Genomic DNA, 20287 nt, shown 5'->3' with positions numbered 1-20287 from the left:
TGTCTCCAAAACTCTGCGATTACGTTACCAAGGAACAGGGAGATCCTGGGCAGGACCAAATTCTTTAAATTGACTCAAGGGCAATTTTAACCATTTCATTGAACGTGCTTTGACGTTCTTCTGGTGGCGTTGCTTCGCCAGTAATTACGTGATCGCTCACAGTAAATAGCGCCATTGCTTTGGCACCATACTCGGCAGCAACACCGTACAGGCCAGCTGTTTCCATATCAACAGCCAGTACACCCAGCTTATCTAGCTCAGGGTAAAAGCTGCTGTCAGCCTGATAGAAAGTGTCTGTGGTGTATACGTTGCCAACTTTCGCTTCAATACCAAGGCGGCGTGCAGCGTTCACACCATTCTCAAGCAGACCGAAGTCAGCAATGGCTGCAAAATCAAAACCACGTACGCGAGCACGGTTGACATTTGAGTCTGTGCTTGCGCCTTGTGCAAAAATCACGTCGCGGATTTTAGTATCTTGGTTGATACCACCACAGGTACCAATGCGAATTAAGTTCTTAACACCAAAGCTGACGATAAGCTCACGAGCATAAATAGACATGGATGGAATACCCATACCTGAACCCATAATACTGACAGGTTTACCGTTGTAAGTACCGGTAAAACCGAACATGTTGCGTACGTCCGTTACCTGACGTGCGTCTTGCAAAAAGTTTTCAGCAATGTACTTGGCACGCAGTGGGTCCCCTGGCATTAGCACCGTTTCTGCAAAATCACCTGGGTTAGCATTAATATGCGGAGTACTCATAACATGTTTCCTTTAATTCAAGCCTTAGCGAGTTGGGCTGCAAAGCCGTCACCATAATCACAAGCAGATAAGTTAAACCACTGAGCCAGCGTCTGACCCATATCTGCGAAGCTGTTTCTTTCACCTAACGGAGTATTGTTCATTCCATTGCGATACGCCAATACTGGCACGTATTCGCGGGTGTGGTCTGTGCCCGGAGCGGTCGGATCACAGCCGTGGTCCGCTGTAATTAACAGCAGATCATCGTCTTTTAATTGGTTAATGATGTTCGGTAAATAAGCATCAAACTGCGCCAGCGCCTCAGCATAGCCCACCGCATTGCGGCGATGACCAAATTTTTCATCGAAATCCACTAGGTTAGTGAAAATCAAACTATGCTCGGGTGCGCTTTGCATGACTTCACTGGTTTTTTCCAGCAAATTCATCAGGCCAGGCGCTTTATGCTTTTGCGTAATACCTTGATGCGCATAGATATCAGCGATTTTACCGATACTGATCACTTCTCCACCGTCGTTCGCCAGCTTGTCTAATACTGTCGGCGAGGGTGGTAACACTGAATAATCACGGCGATTACCAGTACGAATAAAGTCGGCACTCGAAGTGCCTATAAATGGCCGCGCAATCACTCGTCCTATATTCATTTCATCAAGCAGTGCCCGTGCGATTTCACATACTTGATAAAGCTTGTCAAGGCCAAATGATTGCTCATGTGCGGCTATTTGAAACACACTGTCAACTGAGGTGTAGCAGATTGGCATGCCAGTTTTGACGTGCTCTTCACCCAGTTGCTCTAAAATGGTTGTGCCTGAGGCATAGCAGTTACCCAAAATACCGGGAATGTCCGCACGCTTACACAACTCATCGATAAATTCTTGTGGGAAACAAGGCTGTGAATTAGGGAAGTAACCCCATTCAAACAACACAGGTACGCCTGCCATTTCCCAGTGCCCAGACGGCGTATCTTTACCGCTGGATAATTCTTTTGCATAACCCCATGCAGCTTGCGGTTCAATACGCTGTGCAACTTCACAGGTTTCTTTACCTGCGGCTTCACATGCTGCAATAAGTCCAAGCTTACTTAAATTAGGTAAAGATAAAGCTTCACCTTTTTCTTGCTTATATGCTGCTAATAGATGAGCCAGGGTATTGGCACCAGCATCTCCAAACTTCTCGGCATCGGGTGCTGCCCCAATCCCTAAGCTGTCTGCCATTAATATGATTGCTCTTGCCATAATTTACCTCTCATCTATTTATTCTGACGCACAACGATTTTGTTTTTAGGTCGTGATTACTCGTCAGAGGGTGTTACTTTATTTGTAGCCCAAATTAACGTACAGGACATAAGTCCGCTGTCATAAAAGCATAACAAAAATCCATTTGTCCCCATATTAATTAAATTTCAACACTAATTGGACCAGCGGACATAAGTCCTGTTTTGTTATAACCAAAACAATTAAATTTGCTCCTTAAGCGAGGCAAAAGAGATTAATCGTGTCTTTTTTGCTATTGTGATCTTCCAACATTAGCAACTGCTGGGTGTGAACTTTAGTGACACGAACAATTATAGCCATCGCCGGCGCATCTGCGTCCGGTAAGTCTCTTTTTAGTCAAACTATTTATAACGAACTAGTAAACGAACTTGAGTCGGGTGCCATCGCCGTTATAGAAGAAGACGCCTATTATAAAGATCAATCGCATTTGCCGTTTGAACACAGAACTCAAACGAACTATGACCATCCGGATGCGTTTGAACATGCGTTAATGAAAGAGCACCTGACGCAACTGCGTCAAGGTAAGTCTGTACAAGTACCGACTTACGACTATGCTCAACATACACGCAGTAGTGAGACACGCACGGTAAACCCGGCAAAGATTTTAGTCGTTGAAGGGATCTTACTGTTAAGCGATCCAGCATTAATCGAAGAATTTGATATCAAGGTGTTTATTGATACGCCACTTGATATCTGTCTGCTGCGAAGAATGCAACGAGACATAGAAACTCGCGGTAGAAGTATCTCTTCGGTGGTTGAGCAATATCAGGCAACGGTAAGACCTATGTTTTACCAATTTATTGAGCCTTCAAAGCACAATGCCGACTTGGTCGTTACCCGTGGCGGTATGAATCGCGTTGCGATTGATATTATTAAAAGTAAAATAAAATATTTACTGCAAGAATAATACGGGAACAATCTGGCATGACAACAATAATGAGCTTAGTCGGCATGTTAATGCTACTAGCCATCGCCTACGCAGCTTCCACTAAGCGTAGTGCCATTAATTATAGAACCGTGGGTATCGCATTTATCATGCAAATACTCATTGGTGGCTTCGTACTTTTCGTAGAAGCCGGTAAAAACGCGCTGGCGGCTATGTCGAAAGCGGTTTCATCTGTGATCGGCTATGCCAATGACGGGATCAGCTTCCTGTTTGGCCCTTTGGCCGGTGCGGACAACATAGGGTTTATTTTTGCGATCCAGGTACTTCCTGTGATCGTATTCTTTTCAGCCCTGGTCGGTGTGTTATATCACATTGGTATTATGGAATGGATCATCAAAATCTTAGGGGGTGGTCTACAGAAGCTACTCAAAACGTCCAGACCAGAGTCTTTGTCAGCAACGGCAAATATCTTCGTAGGACAAACTGAGGCACCTTTAATCGTAAAGCCTTTTATCCCTAAGATGACCCAGTCAGAACTGTTTGCCGTAATGGTAGGTGGTTTGGCGACGGTAGCTGGCTCTGTCATGGCAGGCTATGTTGCTATTGGGGTTGAATTAAAGTACCTGATTGCAGCCAGCTTTATGGCGGCGCCAGGCGGTTTCCTGATGGCCAAAATGATTGTGCCGGAAACCGAAAAGCCAAAAGAAAATCTCGCAGAGGTTGATAGCGGCGAAGACAAACCGGTTAATGTGATCGATGCAGCAGCAGCAGGCGCGTCAAGCGGTATGCACCTGGCACTGAATGTCGGTGCAATGTTACTGGCTTTTGTAGCACTGATTGCACTATTAAACGGGCTACTTGGTGGTATTGGTGGGATGTTTGACCATCCAACACTGACACTACAAGAGATTTTAGGCTATGTATTCGCTCCGGTTGCCTGGATGTTAGGCGTACCTTGGGCAGAAGCCACTCAGGCAGGCAGCTTTATCGGCCAGAAACTGGTTGTAAACGAGTTTGTTGCTTACCTGGACTTTATGAATTATCGCGACACGTTAAGTGAACACACACAAGCGATTGTCACATTCGCGTTATGTGGATTTGCTAACTTGTCATCGATAGCCATCTTACTAGGCGGATTAGGCGGTATGGCGCCGAGTCGAAGAAAGGATATCGCACGCTTAGGGCTCAGGGCGGTTTTAGCAGGGTCTATGGCTAACCTAATGAGCGCAGCAATTGCAGGGTTTTTCCTCTCGCTAGCTTAGAAACTTAATGAGATAAGCCTCAGTTGCAAAACAATTGGTTGGTTGCTTTAAGGGGTTAGAGTAACCAAACTAACTTGAACGATACTTCACCAAAGGGCCTTTATGGCCCTTTTATCGTTTCTATACGATCACTTCTTTTTGCTATCCGGTAGGTTTCCTGTGCATGCAGGTAAAGCCCTTTCACTATACGATAGAACCCCCAAACAAGTAATAACGGCATTAAGATCAAATCAAACAGATTCACCGCCAGTGTACTCACTAAATAATGCGACAAAGCGTTCTGCTGATACCTGACATGCTTAGGCGATACTTTTTCCAGTTCATGAATACTCGACTCGGCTTTGTCTTTTAATGACGCTTTATTTTGTCCATGCGTAACATCCTGATGATATTGCAACAACGCTGTACGACCCGTCGTTTTATAGCTGGCACTGACAGAATGGCTAATGGCACCACTGATATGAATGGCATAGGGCAACATCAGATGCAACAGTACAAAAGCCAACAATAGTCCCTCACATATCCGTTTAAAAACAGCACATAGCACCACAGACAAAGCAAATAACTCAGCGCATAACCAAACCATCGCACCACTTAAGGTGACAATCAGCAGCGGCATAGCGATGACATGTGCTGCCTCACTGAGCAAAGACAGTATCTCTACAGCAACCAATGAGGCAAGATTCAGATTAATGCCTTGCTGCAGGTAATGTGTCACTGTCGCAATCATGTTACCGACATCGACCTTAAACTCGGCAATAAATGACACGCCCACCTGGCTGCTTTCCACAACTTTGAGTAGCCCGTTGATCTCTGCAAGGTAAAACAAATCATCCAGCGCCTGAGTTTCAACATGGTGTAAATAAGCCTGATTACTCAGATACACAGCATCCGGTTGATGCTGCCAGTCATGATAATGGATCACCGCGAGGGTCAAAAAACCAATCACCACCAGTAGTAACAGAGCCCGCATCACCGTGTGCTCGTGTTGCCAAAGCTGTTTCGCAAAGTTCATGATTTTGCTCCCATACTTGTGCACTTCATAGCATTTAGCCCCGACTCTCCCGCTATCACCACATCCATATCAACCGAAGTACGCACACCTGCAACTTGGGCTGAATCTGAATATTGCCATAACCACCAGGCATGTGCCTGCTGAGGGACACCGGGGCTGTCAGCATAATCAGCCAGCCAAAAAGGTTGGTTAGCGAACTGGGCCGATAAGTTCTCTTGCCAAAAATCGCCATAACTATACAAAATGGTTTTACACCCTGTTCGCTGCTTCACGGCTTCTATAAACTGCGCAACCCCATTGCTGATCTGCTGCGGTGTACGATTGCTGGTGATCTCTACATCCAGCATGGGTATCAGTGACAGCTCAAGCCCTTGTACGGTTGTCATAAAGTTATCGACCTGCTTAGTGGGGTCATCGTCCGGTTCAAAGTAGTGATATGCCCCCACTTGCAACCCCGCTGACTGTGCCCCTTTAAAATGAGCATAAAATTGTGGATCTCGATAGGTTATGCCATCGGTGGCTTTGATATAAACGAACTGCACGCCTGCTTGCGTAACTTGCTGCCAATCAATCGTCCCCTGATAGTGTGACACATCAATCCCCAGCACAGCCTTGGCATTAGGATCACTGAGATATTGCTGAAGATTTTTCGGAAAAAGAACATCATTCGACGCACCATCTTGCTGAGCAGGCGGCATAAATCCGGGTCGAAAGAAAAAAAACAAACAGGCAATGGCCATAAACAGCACAAATACCATAGGGGAATCGTGTTCGAGCGTTTTGCTGGAAAGCATTCAGTATCCTTCTCTAAAATATGTGCTATCGAGCGACTAGCGTCTAGTTTAGTCAAAGGAAATGGGTTTGTCTGACAGGTGAATTAAAAAAGCAAAAGAAACAAAATGGCCGGTCTGTATATCCGGCCAACGAGTACAGGTGAAGTGATTTACTGTTTAAGCTGCGCTTTAGCTTGCTCTACTTTATCGTAATCAAGACCCAGCTCCTGAACCGCTTCTTTGATCAGCCCCGGATTTTGCATCACTAAGGCCATTAGCTGTTGTAGTTTTTCAGCTGGGATATTGAGCTGCTGAACAACCGCCATAGCCATCAACGGGTTTTCGGTCAGTGCCTGAAATACCTCATTGATTTTTTCATCACTGATGTTGTGCTCTTTGAGTAAGGCAATAATGGGATTCATATGTTTTTGTCCTATTTTAATCTTGTGGTAGTTCGTTACGGCACAATACAGCGCCATAAAATCCGTCAAACTCTGAGTTTATCCCCGGCAGCAAACTCAGCTCCTGTTGCAAGGTCCAGTCAGGGTTTGCGTCTAAAAACTGCACGACCTGTTGCTGGTTTTCTACCGGCAGTACGGAACAAGTTGCATACACCAGTTTGCCACCCGGACGGCACATCTGGCTATATCGTTGCAGCAGATCGGCCTGAAGCGCAATCAAGTCACCAATGCTTTGCTCGCTAAGATGCCATTTGCTATCTGGATTGCGGCGCAACACACCGGTCCCGGAGCATGGTACATCAAGTAATACCCGATCAAATTTATCTTTGAGGCGCTTGATGGTTTTATTGTTTTTAATCGCTCTCGTCTCAATCATATGGCAACCGGCACGCTTTGCCCGCTTTTTAAGCGTATCCAGCTTGTGCTGATGGATGTCCATCGACAGCAGCCGGCCTTTGTTCTTCATTAGGGCTGCAAGGTGTAAGCTTTTACCGCCAGCCCCCGCACACGCATCAACCACTTTCATGCCTGGTGCAACGTCCAGTAACGGTGCAATTTGCTGAGACCCGGCATCCTGCATTTCACACTCTCCAGATTGGAATGCGCTGGATTTAAATAGTTTATCTACCGCCTGAATGACCAGTGCATCAGGCAGCGCAGGAGTAATGTGCTCACAGGAGATCTGTTCCCGCTCCAATTTACTGGCCAGGGCATCTGTCGAGGTTTTTAAGGTATTGGCTCTAACATAATAGCCCGACGCGCGATTTAACGCTTCAGCGACCTGAGGCCATTGCTGACCAAGCTGAGAGCTCCCCAGAGTATCCAACCAGTCGGGATAGCTAAGCTGAATGGCTTGCGATGCAGTGCCCAGCCGGGTTAATAGCTCAGCCTTTGAAAGGTCTCGCATTTCTGGCCAGTCGGGGATTGGTTTATCGTTGAGTAACTGAAAAGCCTGCCACACAGGCCAGAAATCCTGTTCGCTGGCATTACTGGCATAGGCCAACTTGCGAATAAAACGGACCAAATCATACAGGGTCGTAACAAAATACCCTTTGTCTTCGCGACGCCAGTGAGGATTGTCGTGTAAGTGGTGCTGAATGACTTTGTCAGCATATAAAGATTGTTGGAATATTCCGTTAAATGCGGTGTGTAATGTACTGATAAGTTGACGATCAACGGTCACGCGATGTTCTCTGCCTGCAAATATTGAATATCAATTGTAGCGCTTTTAAGCGGCTCAAACCACTGATGGATGCAGCGCTAGCGCTTCAATGTGGGTTGGCTGTTGTCAGACCTAGTCAAAGAGCGATCGCAACCAAACATTTAACAATATAAACACATTGACAACACCAACTTTAGATGCCAAATTAATTGTACCCGCAGTAGGAAATTTTTGGGTGTACGAGTTGAATCAATAACTAAGGAAATGTTATGAAACTACAAGTAAGAAAGTCGAATCTGAAATCTCTATCTCAATCCCAGCAACTTAACCTGGCTCAGACACCCAATGTGGCCGGTGGCCAGATTGAACCAAACAGCAGCTATCCAACTTATCGTAACAGCCCTCCTCCGGGTGATTCAATGGACTGTGCAACTGCACCGGCACAGGGAATGATTTGTGTGATCACAGGTCCCTGCGGCGACTTCTAAGCCCACAGCCGTTTATACTAAAAAGGCAGCGCTGAACTACAGCCTGCCTTAATGTGCTCATTACCCCACAGACTTGCCCGCCAGTCACAAAATGAAACAAATCGACCAGTTTTGATTGCAAATTGAACACTTTGTCCACAAGACAAGTACATGCGAAGCTTGTTAGAATAAAGTTGGCATTCACATGCTCAAAAACAGGAATTTATAAATTGGAGAAAAGATGAAATATAAAGGACTTTATATCGCTGTCAGTGCAGCATTGACACTCGCGGCCTGTGGTGGTTCATCAAACGATAACTCGGTCGAAAGCAAAGAACAACAAACAAAACCCATTACCTCAAAACCAACGCCAGACAAGCCAGCTCCCGTATTTTCAGTGACAACAACACTGATGCCTAGCTCATGTAGTAACGCGACCACTCCTGCAGTTGCAGAAGTGATTTTTCATAATGTCAGTGGCAAAGTCATCTCTAGTGTAACAACAGGACAAGATGGCAAACTTACGCAGGCCCTGCCAGCAAACACACATCATGTTTCATTAGTCGCTAATAGTGCGAATAATCAGCAGATACAAACTCAGCTATTTACATTGCTGGATGTTACCAACACAGATTATGGCATCATCACATTTGACCAACAGCTCCCCTGTGAATATCCCAGAAAAGAATTTGATCTTAGTGCACTTTCTGCCAGTCAACCTGATTATTATATCAGCGGCCTTCTAGGCGACGAAATGTCCCTAAAAGACCCGATAACTGGCAGCACATATATTGATGCTGAGAGTAAAAATGTAATCCTGCATATCAGTAACGAAGACTACAGTGATGTACGTGGCGGTTTGTTCAGCCTGGAAGGCGAAGGTCCGCTTGAGTTAACAGATGAAGCATTTGATAGCCTGGGTGTAAGAGTCAATCTTGCCGATCTGCCTTTATCAAAAATTGACAGTATTAACTCTCGCGTATTCCTGGCATCATTCGATGACAGTGAGCAACTCAGCGCGCAATTCATAGCAGGCCCTAATTACCGTCACAAGTATATTTTTCCTGAACTTGCGACTACCAGCTATGCATATAACTCTATCTCCGAGCGCGCAGTATTGCCCGGCTTCGATATGTTCACCAGTTCTGCCACTGTGCATAGCATTGACGATGACGGTCAGCCCAGCGAAACCGCACCGCTGCTGTATGACACAGCACTGCAAAACGCCTTCATGCAGTTTGCGCAATCCATGGCCCAGCAAAGCAATGGCAACCTGTTCGAGTATGACTTCTCCAATGTCGATGATCGCATCAACCTGATCACCATCACATTGCGATGGGAAGATACCGTTAATGGCAAAGTTAAATGGGAAGTCCTAAGTAAACCTCAGGCAGCGATCCCCAACTTTGAGTTCGGCAATGCCATCGATACCACTATCAACACAGTAGAAAGCTTCGAGCTGAACCTGAATATAACCGCATTGAACTTCTCAGGAGAGTTTGACGCTCTAAGACAGGAGTTTCAAAAAGCGGCGGCTGGAAATATATACACAGATACCTCGCTCTTAAAAGGGGCTGCCGTTTATAGTTTTGACATTGAAGCATCTGAGTAATTAACAATATAGCTGAACACAGTAACTATTATTAACTTTCAGTACCTATAGCACGCTAGATATAAAAATGGCCTGTTTGGGAACAGGCCATTTTTTACTTTAATTGCACAGCTTACTAATCAAAAACATAGAAAAAGTTTGCGGCATTTATTTTTTGAGCATTCTCGGGACCACAAACAACTGGATCATGTAAATACACTTTCATGCTTTTCCCTGCAGCAAATGCCATCAGCAAAGTGGAGTAGAATTTTTCAGGATCAGTTGCATCACTCGTCATAAAGAAGAGCTTTTTTTATCACCTCATTGGCTAATATCAGCCTCGGTGGTGAAAAAAGTTGAATTCGATCCATATTGGCCCACTGATGTGATTTTGGTTGCTACAGTCCAACCCCCAGCAAATGCGAAGGCATTAAAAAAACAAAAACTCACTCCAAAGGCCGACTTGAAGCTTGCTAATTTCATTATTGTATTTCCTCTATATATCTGCATTTCATCAGGCCCAACCATAGGTGAGCAGGCGCTGTTAGCCTGAACCCGGAAGTCCAGTTTAACCAGGTTACCTGACAAAATAGCGACCATAATGATAATAATTCGCGTGAATACAACTGTTTTAAGGCGATCAACGCATACACCCCCTTCCAGCGTCTGAACCTGGCCACATAGCCTCCCATGAACTTTCCGCTGCAATTCAGCTGACGCCTCAGTACTGTCGTCATACCCCCTTCACATCCTACCTGTACAAAATACCTGTGACGGCATATCACATCCGTTGTTAAGATTAAGCTGAGTCAGGCCAAACAAGGACAAAAAGATGCCATCTGATTTAATTGAAATAGGCTTACCCATTGCGCTCATACTGATCATGGCAGGCGTCGGCCTGAGTCTGACACGTGCAGATTTTCGACGCGTCTACCATCAGCCCAAGAGCTTTTTCATCGGTGCAATTTGCCAGCTTATTTTGCTCCCTGTGCTTGCTGTTGCCACCATTGCACTGACAGGTTTAAGTGGCGAACTGGCCATTGGCTTATTTATTCTGGCTTTATGCCCCGGTGGCACAACGTCCAATCTTTACACGTATTTGGCGAAGGGAGATGTTGGCCTGTCAGTGTCTTTAACCGCGGTTGTTGGCTTTATAACCCCTTTTACTCTCCCCTTTCTGGCCGCCTGGGCAATCGGTTATTACGGGCAAAACAACACCTCGATAGAGTTTCCGGTCCTCAAGGCCTGGTTACAACTTATTGTGGTTGGGGTGGTCCCAGTACTTGTAGGTATGGCCATCAATAACAAGTGGCCTGAATTTGCAAAAAAAGCCAGCCCGTATATCAGCCGTTTCTCTGTCGCAGTATTGCTTTTGGTGATAATCAGTATTTGTATCAAGCTAGAAGACAAGCTCGTCGATTATCTGATTATGGCAGGACCTGCGGTGATCGCATTGAACCTTGTTTCTATGCTCGCAGGGTTTATTGTGGCCCGCACTTTTTTGCATCAAGTGATGCAAACTCGCACCATCACACTGGAAGTAGGCTTGCAAAATGGTACTCTCGCTTTGCTGGTCACAACAGGCTTGTTAGGAAGTGAGGTCATGTCTATCGCGCCAAGCATTTATAGCTTATTTATGTTTCTGAGCGCAGGTTTGTTTACCACATGGGTTACGAAAGGGCCTTTGTTATCTCCAAGCAAATAAAGCCAGCTGATCTGTTGATAAGAAAGAAGATGCAACACTCACTTATAGCAGAGTATGACTAAATGAGCTCAACGTATTCGTGGACTAAAGGGGTTTAAGAGGCACTTACACAGAAAAGTTGCCTTCCCAGGAAAAGAAGAACGCCAGCAATAAATCATCATTATTGATTCAAAGCTGGCGTCAGGTGATGAGTCATCTAGCTATCGATTTCAAAGAATACCCAGATGAGCACATTAGATAAATGGCGGTTGCACTGATACTTTTGCAGAACCATTAGTATTATACAACCTACATGATTACCTTATAGATCAGTTTCGTGAAATAAGCTATCTTTGATCCTCTCTATAGAAAGTCTTTCCAACTCATCATTATAATTCATTGAATTTAAATGACTTCTGTCATTAAAAAACTTCTGTCTGTCATTTTCAATGTCCCCAACAATTGTAGTTAATAGTACTGAGTCACTAGCCAGCATTTTTTCAACTTTATCATTTTTTGACTTGAACATTGCCGCACCACACCCTGCATGAAGAGTGCCTGAGTTTAGTCTATCAGAGCTTTGAGCAAATAGAGTTTCAAATTTTGAAAATAAGGCTCTCCCCTCTATCTTAGGTAGATGTTTGATATCCCACCCACCAAATTGATAGTAACGATGTAACTCAAATTTGCTTCCTTTGTCCAAAAGCAAGGAATAAATATTGGCATTGTTATCAACGTATTTAAATGCAAAAAAGCGCGCATCTTTCGTTGGTGCTGTATTTAATATTTCCTCGACTTTAGCATGAACAGGGTACAATGAATTGAGCCGTAATAAGCACTCTTCACGCCTTTCATCTTTATTAAAAAATAGAATCAAAGCGATAAGAAGTGCCAGTACTACTGGCACTCCTAAAGCAAACTTATTGAATCCTCTGTTTCGCATCTTTATACGTATCCAAATAATGTCTCGACATGCCTATACCATGATTCATACGGATCCAACTGCCTCTTCGCTGCAGTCTGATTTGGTTAGTCCACTGGATAGCCTGTCTTTCTGCACCACCAGACAAGGGGGCTGCACCTGTATTGTCCCATGCATGATACAGCTCATGGGCGAGTGTATAGAGTCGCTCATGTGATTTAAACTCTATATCACCATTGGCATTTTGATACATAAAGTCACCATTGAACTTCCTGGGGTCAAATAATATCGTTGTACCACTCCAATCACCTTTTTTGCCCCCAAACCAGCCCGTCTCTCTTGCGGTAGCGGCAGACCCCCCCGCATTATAATACTCACCGATTCTTACTTCCGTCTCTGATTCAGATAACCCTGTCAGCAATTCTTTGCCGCTATCAGTAACATTCATCTTAGACATGTCAGACCTTACATTCTTCTTGAACTGTTTGGTTCCCGCTATTTTATATTTCAATTTAATAGCATTCCCGTCAGCGTCTTTGCCAATATGAAATGTCTCTGTGGATTCTCCATATGCTTTCACAGCTTCATCATATAAAGCATCAACTTCTTCGTTGTTCTTTGGACGGCCCTTAACGTTTTGATGACTGTCAGTATGCTTATTTCCTTGCTCTTTTGCTTCAAGGCCATCAACACAACCACCACCGGCTGCCATATTCAGCATACAGGTAATCGCCTGACCCTTCGCAAACCCTTTGGCCCAGCCGCCGGCAAAGTTCGCCAGTGCCGTTCCACCCTGATTCGCTGCCTGGATAATACCCACCGCCAGTTTTGCGTAACCATAGTATGAATACGCCGTCAGCAATCCGCTGAGTACGGTTGCCGTCACACCCGTAATAATTCCTTGAGTGATTGCCGCATTCAGTGCCCAAATCGCTATCGTCGCAAAGATATAACCACTGGGGTCTGTTTTATTCAGCGGGTTATTCATTACATATGAGTAACGGTTCAGGTTTTGGATATTATTCGGCGCCTGCACCATTGGGTCAGCTTGTAAGAAGCGTCCCAGGATTGGGTCGTAAATACGCCCGCCCATGTGCACCAGGCCTACCTCATCCATTTGCTCATGACCCGTATAACCACGTAGTGTCAGCTTGCTGGTGAACTTATTCTGGTCGCTGAAGTCTCTCGCCCAGGTCGTCGCGTTTCGCCGTGCACCAAACACATCAAAGCTCATCACCTGCTCTTTCTTACCACTGGCATCCGCAATCACATGCGTTGAACCCAGGTGGTCGTCCAGCATAAAGCGCGTCGTCGCCCGATTGTTCACTGTGGTAATAAGTACCTTGCCCGCAATGTAGCGCTTGCTCACCCAGGTGCTCTGGCCACCATAACGAACGAACTCTACATTACCTACATAGCGGGTTTCCTGCGCGATTGGAATAAAGGTGCTGATATCTCCGTTGAGGATAGGCAACAGCAAACCTTTTTCACCACCAAATTCTGTACGCTTATAACGCTTACCAGAACCCGAGTAGGCAAACTCCATCCAATAATCATCTTTTTTGATGTAAACCGGCTTGTGGAACGTGTTGTAAACCAGCTCGCGGGCATTGTCTTTCACCATATTACCCGCCGCATCGTACTGGTAGGTATTGGCTCTGTCACCCGTGACTTTGGTCACCGCATGAGGGCGACTCGACTGATAATGATAATGACCCACACCTGTTTTATAGGTGATATTACCCAGTTCATCATAGTTGATGGTGGTGCTCGGTCCCCCTGAAATCGCACTACTGGTAACCCGGTTCAGGCTGTCATACCCGAACGTTTCTTTCTTACCAATCGTATGGTCCTGACGATAGTTCAGGTTACCCAGGTTACTCCAGTTATAGGTCCAGTTTTGTAACGTGCCATTGCCCGTTGACTTGAGGCTGGTCAGCAAGCCCGTTTTCTGATCAAACACCTTAGTGCGGGTAATGCGACTGCCCAGCTTCTCCGTGGTGATGTTACCGAAGGCATCCGCCGCCGAGGCCTGCCAGACGACGCTGTTAGTCTGCAAGTCTTTGAGGGAACTCAGGTGCTTGTGCGCATTGTAGTGGTAAGTCACTGACTTGCCCGAGGCATCTGTCTCTTTATATAGCTGACCGGCATTATTGAACGACCAGATTTCCTTATAGGTACTGCCGTCAATCACCGTGTGCTTCTCACGAGTACGACCAAAACTGTCGTAATAAAAACGCTCGGTAAAACCACTCACTTTATCTGTGGTGCTTGAGACCATACCCTTCGCATAGGCGCCGCTGTCATAAGCATGTACCACATGATGCTCAAGCTTACTACCACGCTTACGCTGCACCTCTGTGTTTCGACCTAATACATCATATTGATAGGTGATCACATTACCGTTGCTATCTGACTCACGAGTCAACTGATGATAAGCATTATAACTATAGTTGACCGTTCCTTTATCCGGATCGATTACCCGAGTTTTGTTACCATACTTATCAAAGCTGATCTGAATTCTGTTACCTTTGGGATCGGTAAACAGACGTGACTTACCCTTTTCATCATACTCATAGTAAGCCGACTTATTGTTGGCATCCGTCACCCTGACCAGCAGCCCCATTACATTCTTCAGCTGAGTATGCTTCTGATTTGACGGATTAATGGTCGTGACACTTTCGCCGTTGTACTCGGTTTTCCAGATGGAGCCGTCAGCCTTAGTGATCTGCACAACCCGGTTTTGCTTGTCATACTTATATACGTTCCAAAGCGGTGTACCACCATTGAAGTACGGCATGGACTCTTTGTATTTACGTCCTTTCGTGTCGTACACATAGTCGACATTAGTGTACGTGCCATTGAGCGACAAGTTTGATTCACGTAATATACGGCCATACTTATCGTAGTAAGTTCGACTCGTCGGGCCGCTTTCTGAGGTATTTTCCTCATAATATGCGGCGCCACTCACGCAACCGTTGCTGCACCAGTATTTACTCTGACTGCTGCTCAGCGCCTTCGTGCCCGTTTTACTTGTATTGTCAGCGGGCGTTGAAATCTCTCCCGTCAGACGACCTAACTTATTGTAGGTATAGTAAGTACGCTGACCATTGGCCGTCTGGGTATAAGACTTGCGACCCAGGCTGTCATAACCTATGGTGCTGCGATGTCCGAGGCTGTTCTTCTCACCGGTCACCAAGCGGTAAGTACTGTCATAGTAGGTTTCAAGCGTCTTGGTGGGTAAGCCTGACTTAGAGACGGTTTCTTTCGTGATCAAACCATAACTGTTCAGGGTATAGCTTTTCACCACACCGTTGTCTGCGGTTGACTTTACTAACCGTCCTTTGCTGTCATAGGCAAAGGTTGAGGTGTGGGTATTCTGATAGTTCCCTTTATTTGTGCCATTCAAACGGTTCAGATAACGCTTGGTCTCCACCGTTTTGGTAACCCGGCCACCATGATAGCTGTAACCATACGTGTTCGTTGTATCCGTCTTTGCGTAACCGTTTTTAGTATCAATCACACTGCTGTGTTTTACTGGGTTACCGAAACTGTCTACTGAAGACACCGTTTTAGTTTTAGTTGATATGAGCGTCAGACTGCTAACATCTGTATTATAAGTTTTAGTAACCGTTCTGGACGGGTATACCAGATAAGGCTTAGTGCTGTTCGCAGTGACAAAGCTTGTTGCCTGCTTACGGCCATAGCTCGAGGTCATATCTGATTTCAAACGCCAGATGCTGCTGTTAACAGAAGCTGTACTCATGGTCGCAAACTGAGCGCTGTTTGAACGAACAGGTGACGCAAGCGCACCACTAAAGCCTTCTGCCGCACTGAATGTCTCTATCGGTGCAACTCTTGGTAACTCACAGGCACGGTCCGCTTCCCAGCGACAGTTACAGGTTTCAGGAAACACCTCACACGGGTCAACAGGCCCGCCGCCACCTGAGCCACCGCCAGAGCCGCCACCAGAACCACCACCGGAAGACGTATCGCTACCATAGCGCACATAGGTCTGAACCCGCTCCGGGCTGCCCCGGTAATCCCCATCCTGACGATAGGTCGTGACTATCTTAGTACCACCATTCACGCTTTCCACTTCAATCTGACGGAAGCCCAGCATGCCGCGACCCACCTGGGCCTTTGCACCATGATACTTGTACTTAATGGTGTCATCATTCTTAATGAGTGCACTGACGACCCGTGCCCCTGACTTCATATCCGTAACACGACCATTACCCCAGCTCTTAGTCCGGGCATCGCTGTGTGGCGTATAGATATTACGGTTGTTCAGCGTCGAATACGACACCGTCGTATACGCACCAAACCCGTCTCGTACCGACGAGATCAGATTGGTCGGTGCATCCGAGTTCTGATAAAGACCCATACGCCCCTGAAATACCAGCTTGTCTGCAGCACCGTCACCGGTGACATCCATAAAGGTCGTAAAGTCATAGTTAGAGCCATGCGAGGTCAGTTTACGATACGTGAAGCCTGTACCATTGTAGAAGTAGAAATGGTCGCCATGGTCTTCCCGGTACACCTCTGGGATCCCGTCACCATTGATATCAAACACCTTCAGGCTCGGCTTGTTATAGTTAAATAACTTAATTCCACTGGCAAACCCTGTCCCTGTATTGATCCGCGCATACCAGTCATTGTTACTGTTGCGGTACAGAATATCTGCCAGACCATCGCCATTCAGTTCAACCGCCTGAATATCTTTATACGAGCTGGTACTGCCTAAAGAGTAAAGCTCTGCGAAAGTGTCATTACCCGTTGAAACCAGGATTTTCCAGTAGTAACTGTTACGATAGCCCTGAGTGGTAATAGGGCCAGATGCCCGGCTTAGTGACTGTACCTGCGCAGCCTGCTGCTCCGCCTGTAATAGCGCACTGGCTGCCGGGCCGCCTACCATATTCACCGGATTAAGTTGACGCATATCGACCGGAGTAATGGGTGCTGATTCACTACGCTGTGTAACCGTACCACCACCGATGCGCTCAACCTGACCACCAAATCGATCTGCCAGGCTTGAAGAGGCCCCTACCTGTTTCACATTGGCTGCCAGTGGAGCAGGCTCAATCCCTCTGGGATCTTCACAAAAGTGACTACCTGGTCGGCAGATAGGACCATCATCGTAGTAAGTACTGACACGCACTTTAGCAAGGAAATCAGCACGACCATCCCCATTAAAGTCCATCGCCTGGAAGGTGTTGTCTTCTTTGTCGTACGACATCATAGTCGCCGTTGAGCCACTCGGTGCCGACAGGTTAAACTTCAGCGCTTTTGCTGCACCACTGGCCAAACCATTTTTAGTGCCTTTCTGATAAGACAGCTTGTTGCCCACAAAATGCAATAGCTCAGGGTAACCATCTGCGTCTATGTCTAAAAAGCGCGTGTTATCATCCGAGCTCGGCTTACTGATCCCGGTCAGCTGCGTAAACGTGAAATTCATCGCTGACGTATGACGCATCAGTTGCCAGTACTGGCTACTGCCCTTCATATACAGGATGTCATCTTTGCCATCCTTATCATAATCAATGACTTTCCAGGTTTTACGGAAGGTTTTCGTGGCAATATCATGAAAACGACGCTCATCGCCAAAGCCACTGCCCGTATTCGGGATCATGTATAAATGATCTGACGAGCTACCCCGGTCGTTACGCACATAAGCGATGTCGGTCAGGCCATCCCCGTTGAAGTCCATAAACTGGTGCGCTTTATAGCGGCTGTTTCTGGAGTAGTCACGACCAATGTCTGACCCCAGACGAATGCTACCGCGTGTTTTCCAGTTAAACACAGTGGGTGACAAACAGCTGTTGTCCGACGAGCAGGCCTGTACTTTTTGCAGCGCACTTTGAGTAACGCCGGTGCCGATGTAGCGGTACGTCAGCTTATACTTACGCAGCAGATTCCCTGAATAATAAGAGTCGATTTGCTTCAGGCGTTTGGTCAGGCCAACCTTGTTCCCTTTCAGATAAGAGACTTTGTTCTTATCAACACGGTCTTCCCAGGTAAAGCGGATTTCATTGCGGGTGCCGCCTGTGCCATAGCCTGAATACTTCACCGCCGTCGGGTAATACTCCAGACTGCCGCTGACCTTGGTGTAGTGGTAGGTGTAGTAGTTACCCGAAGCATCCTGAACACGCTTCAGTGCCCAGGTAAATGCCTTACCCTGCTTTGAGTTAATCAAAGCATCCGAGGTGCTGCTGTACTTACCATAGGTATATTTATTGCCTTCTACATCCGTTACCGTGAAGGCATACGGGCCTGTGCTGGTGCTGGAAGTATGGGCAATGATTTTCTGACCACTATTCTGACGCGTACGGTATTCCGTGTTGTTGGCGCCATAAGTCTGACCGGATTTCACAATCAGACGCTGACCGTCCAGACAGAAGCGGTCATTGCTATCAAAGTTAACCGCACCGGCCTTGCCGTCGGTTTCCATATTCTGCTCACAGCGAGTAATGGCACTGAGTCCGCCAATGGCAAATCCCACACCCACATGACCATTGTTAGGGTTAGACGCATAGCTCAGAGAAACAGATGGCTTCAGTCCACCCGTTGATTCACCCGTGGTGATGGGAATGGAATAAGTAAACTCACCGCTGGGTGATACGTTACTCTCTGCCGGCAGTGAGCCCACATAATCATTGGTGTTGATGGCTGAACTCAGGCCCGTCGCCTGGGCATAATGCACCAGCTCAGCAGATGGGTTTACAAAGTCACTACGAAAATCATAGTTTACATCGCGTACCTGCATCTGAGCACCGATGTCTCGCAGGTCAATGCCGATACGGTAAGGACGTACCTGGCCATTTGAAATGAGCAATTCATGTCCAAGATCGGACTGCATCAGAATGTCGGGCTGGCCATCTCCGTCAAAATCGCTGCGCAGACGCTTACCGACTACATCCAGTTCGTTGCGCAGTGCCGTAAAGTCTTTTTTCGACAGATACTCCAGCTTGTATCCGTTTGCCGTTTCGACCACACGCACATAGGGCATGGCGTTATGAACACGAATACTCACCGGGGCGTCATCCGCCGTGGTGACCTGTTTAACAGGCTGCTGATAATAGAGGTGGCCGTTACTGTCTCCCCAGACATCGCTGCTGGGGGTGACGGGGCTGGCCTGTCCCGACACACTAAAAGCCCCGAGCACCAGGGCCAGGGTTCCTTTGTACTTAAACATGATTGCTCACTTTGATTTTTTATTTTTATCTGACGTTGATACCTGTCTGTAATTGCACCTTTAGTTTTAAGATACATCTCTGCCGTTAGCCCACCCTGAAGAAACGTTTTCCTCGCATGGATGCTTGCTAGTGTCATAGAAACACAGGCGGAGTGTTGGTCTCAGAATTCAGATGCCTGAATACTGAGCTCAAAATTGAGCAGATAGGTATAGCCGTATTGATGGTCAACCAGAGAGGTTATTCAACGACTTTCACTTCAACTTCATCAATTTGACAGCTCGCAGAAGCCTGATTAAAAGTGAGTTTAACAGGTAGATTAGCGGCAACAGCAGTGAGTAGCATAGACTGCATATTGCGATAGTTTTCGCTGGTTTTATTCAGTGCCGCGGCTTCATCCTGATCCAGGTTACACGCCAAAGTGGCATTGGTACCCTGAGGGAACTTCACTTTTACCTGAGTGGTGTTGGCAACAACCGAAGAAAATACAACGTTTGATACGCCTTCACAGCTGTACTTATCGCAGCTCGCAGCTGCCTGGCCGGCGAAAATAATGAATAAAACGGAGATAGCAAATGTAGAAAATTTCATTGTTATTATGTCCTTTTGAGAGTTATCGGTACAATGATACCGAAAAAGGAATATGAAATAAATTGTAAGTTAACAACATCATCATCAAGTGGATACAAATGTTGCTAGCAACTACAAAAACTCAACTAGTTCATTCAGGCTGGGCGCCTATTTTCCAGAAAACAGAAAGTAGGTTAAGTAATTTGCGTTAAAAAGTTATCGGAATAAATATCGATTTTCTATTCAGGCTACCAAAGCCCCTAA

15 protein-coding genes are annotated in these 20287 nt (G+C 46.2%); 5 read left to right on the top strand and 10 right to left on the bottom strand.

Annotation, left to right across the window (positions count from 1 at the left end):
- Nucleotides 1-64: 64 nt before the first annotated feature.
- Both deoD and AT705_RS24315 read right to left on the bottom strand, forming a co-directional pair.
- Complete coding sequence (deoD, locus tag AT705_RS24320; protein ID WP_010380169.1) at nucleotides 65-766, bottom strand: purine-nucleoside phosphorylase; 702 nt, start codon at nucleotides 764-766, stop codon at nucleotides 65-67.
- A gap of 17 nt (nucleotides 767-783) precedes the next feature.
- Nucleotides 784-1998, bottom strand: a complete 1215-nt coding sequence (locus AT705_RS24315; protein ID WP_058798881.1) for a phosphopentomutase — start codon at nucleotides 1996-1998, stop codon at nucleotides 784-786.
- A gap of 316 nt (nucleotides 1999-2314) precedes the next feature.
- On the opposite strand from AT705_RS24315, the gene udk reads away from it, so the two are divergent.
- The gene (gene udk, locus AT705_RS24310; RefSeq protein WP_049865267.1) at nucleotides 2315-2944 is read left to right on the top strand and encodes a uridine kinase; all 630 of its coding nucleotides are present in this window, start codon (nucleotides 2315-2317) and stop codon (nucleotides 2942-2944) included.
- A 17-nt stretch (nucleotides 2945-2961) separates the two neighbouring features.
- Nucleotides 2962-4185: a NupC/NupG family nucleoside CNT transporter gene (locus AT705_RS24305; RefSeq protein WP_058798880.1), complete on the top strand. Its 1224-nt coding sequence runs from the start codon at nucleotides 2962-2964 to the stop codon at nucleotides 4183-4185.
- Nucleotides 4186-4285: 100 nt separating this feature from the next.
- Here the strand turns inward: AT705_RS24305 and AT705_RS24300 are convergent, their stop codons facing one another.
- The 4 genes from AT705_RS24300 to AT705_RS24285 all read right to left on the bottom strand — a co-directional run bounded on the left by AT705_RS24300 (nucleotide 4286) and on the right by AT705_RS24285 (nucleotide 7617).
- A complete protein-coding gene (locus AT705_RS24300; protein ID WP_058798879.1) occupies nucleotides 4286-5200 on the bottom strand; it encodes a hypothetical protein in 915 nt (304 codons plus the stop codon).
- On the bottom strand, nucleotides 5197-5994 hold the full coding sequence (locus tag AT705_RS24295) for a glycoside hydrolase family 25 protein (protein WP_058798878.1): 798 nt from the start codon (nucleotides 5992-5994) through the stop codon (nucleotides 5197-5199). The genes AT705_RS24300 and AT705_RS24295 overlap by 4 nt, the downstream gene beginning before the upstream one ends.
- A 149-nt stretch (nucleotides 5995-6143) precedes the next feature.
- Entirely contained in the window at nucleotides 6144-6395 is a 252-nt protein-coding gene (locus AT705_RS24290; RefSeq protein ID WP_049865270.1) for a DUF2999 family protein, read from the bottom strand.
- 16 nt (nucleotides 6396-6411) lie between these two features.
- Entirely contained in the window at nucleotides 6412-7617 is a 1206-nt protein-coding gene (locus AT705_RS24285; RefSeq protein ID WP_082669141.1) for an RsmB/NOP family class I SAM-dependent RNA methyltransferase, read from the bottom strand.
- A gap of 248 nt (nucleotides 7618-7865) precedes the next feature.
- Between AT705_RS24285 and AT705_RS24280 the strand changes: the two genes are divergently transcribed.
- Complete coding sequence (locus tag AT705_RS24280; protein ID WP_058798877.1) at nucleotides 7866-8084, top strand: hypothetical protein; 219 nt, start codon at nucleotides 7866-7868, stop codon at nucleotides 8082-8084.
- Nucleotides 8085-8304: 220 nt separating this feature from the next.
- Complete coding sequence (locus AT705_RS24275) at nucleotides 8305-9675, top strand: hypothetical protein (RefSeq protein ID WP_058798876.1); 1371 nt, start codon at nucleotides 8305-8307, stop codon at nucleotides 9673-9675.
- 115 nt (nucleotides 9676-9790) lie between these two features.
- Here the strand turns inward: AT705_RS24275 and AT705_RS25465 are convergent, their stop codons facing one another.
- Nucleotides 9791-9952, bottom strand: coding sequence for a hypothetical protein (locus AT705_RS25465; protein ID WP_157576977.1), 162 nt, complete (start codon nucleotides 9950-9952; stop codon nucleotides 9791-9793).
- 534 nt (nucleotides 9953-10486) lie between these two features.
- Between AT705_RS25465 and AT705_RS24265 the strand changes: the two genes are divergently transcribed.
- Nucleotides 10487-11359 carry a bile acid:sodium symporter family protein gene (locus AT705_RS24265; RefSeq protein WP_058798874.1) on the top strand — a complete coding sequence of 291 codons (873 nt, stop codon included), beginning with the start codon at nucleotides 10487-10489 and terminating at the stop codon, nucleotides 11357-11359.
- A 301-nt stretch (nucleotides 11360-11660) separates the two neighbouring features.
- On the opposite strand, the gene AT705_RS24260 is transcribed toward AT705_RS24265, so the two are convergent.
- From AT705_RS24260 to AT705_RS24250, 3 genes are all read right to left on the bottom strand, one after another.
- Nucleotides 11661-12281 (bottom strand): hypothetical protein, encoded by a 621-nt coding sequence (locus tag AT705_RS24260; RefSeq protein ID WP_058798873.1) that lies wholly within the window; start codon nucleotides 12279-12281, stop codon nucleotides 11661-11663.
- A complete protein-coding gene (locus AT705_RS24255; RefSeq protein WP_058798872.1) occupies nucleotides 12259-19455 on the bottom strand; it encodes an FG-GAP-like repeat-containing protein in 7197 nt (2398 codons plus the stop codon). The genes AT705_RS24260 and AT705_RS24255 overlap by 23 nt, the downstream gene beginning before the upstream one ends.
- Before the next feature lie 238 nt (nucleotides 19456-19693).
- Nucleotides 19694-20044, bottom strand: coding sequence for a hypothetical protein (locus tag AT705_RS24250; protein ID WP_058798871.1), 351 nt, complete (start codon nucleotides 20042-20044; stop codon nucleotides 19694-19696).
- Nucleotides 20045-20287 lie beyond the last annotated feature (243 nt).

This window comes from Pseudoalteromonas rubra (genome assembly GCF_001482385.1).
Lineage (GTDB): Bacteria > Pseudomonadota > Gammaproteobacteria > Enterobacterales > Alteromonadaceae > Pseudoalteromonas > Pseudoalteromonas ardens.
This window is presented reverse-complemented; position numbering and strand designations above follow the sequence as displayed.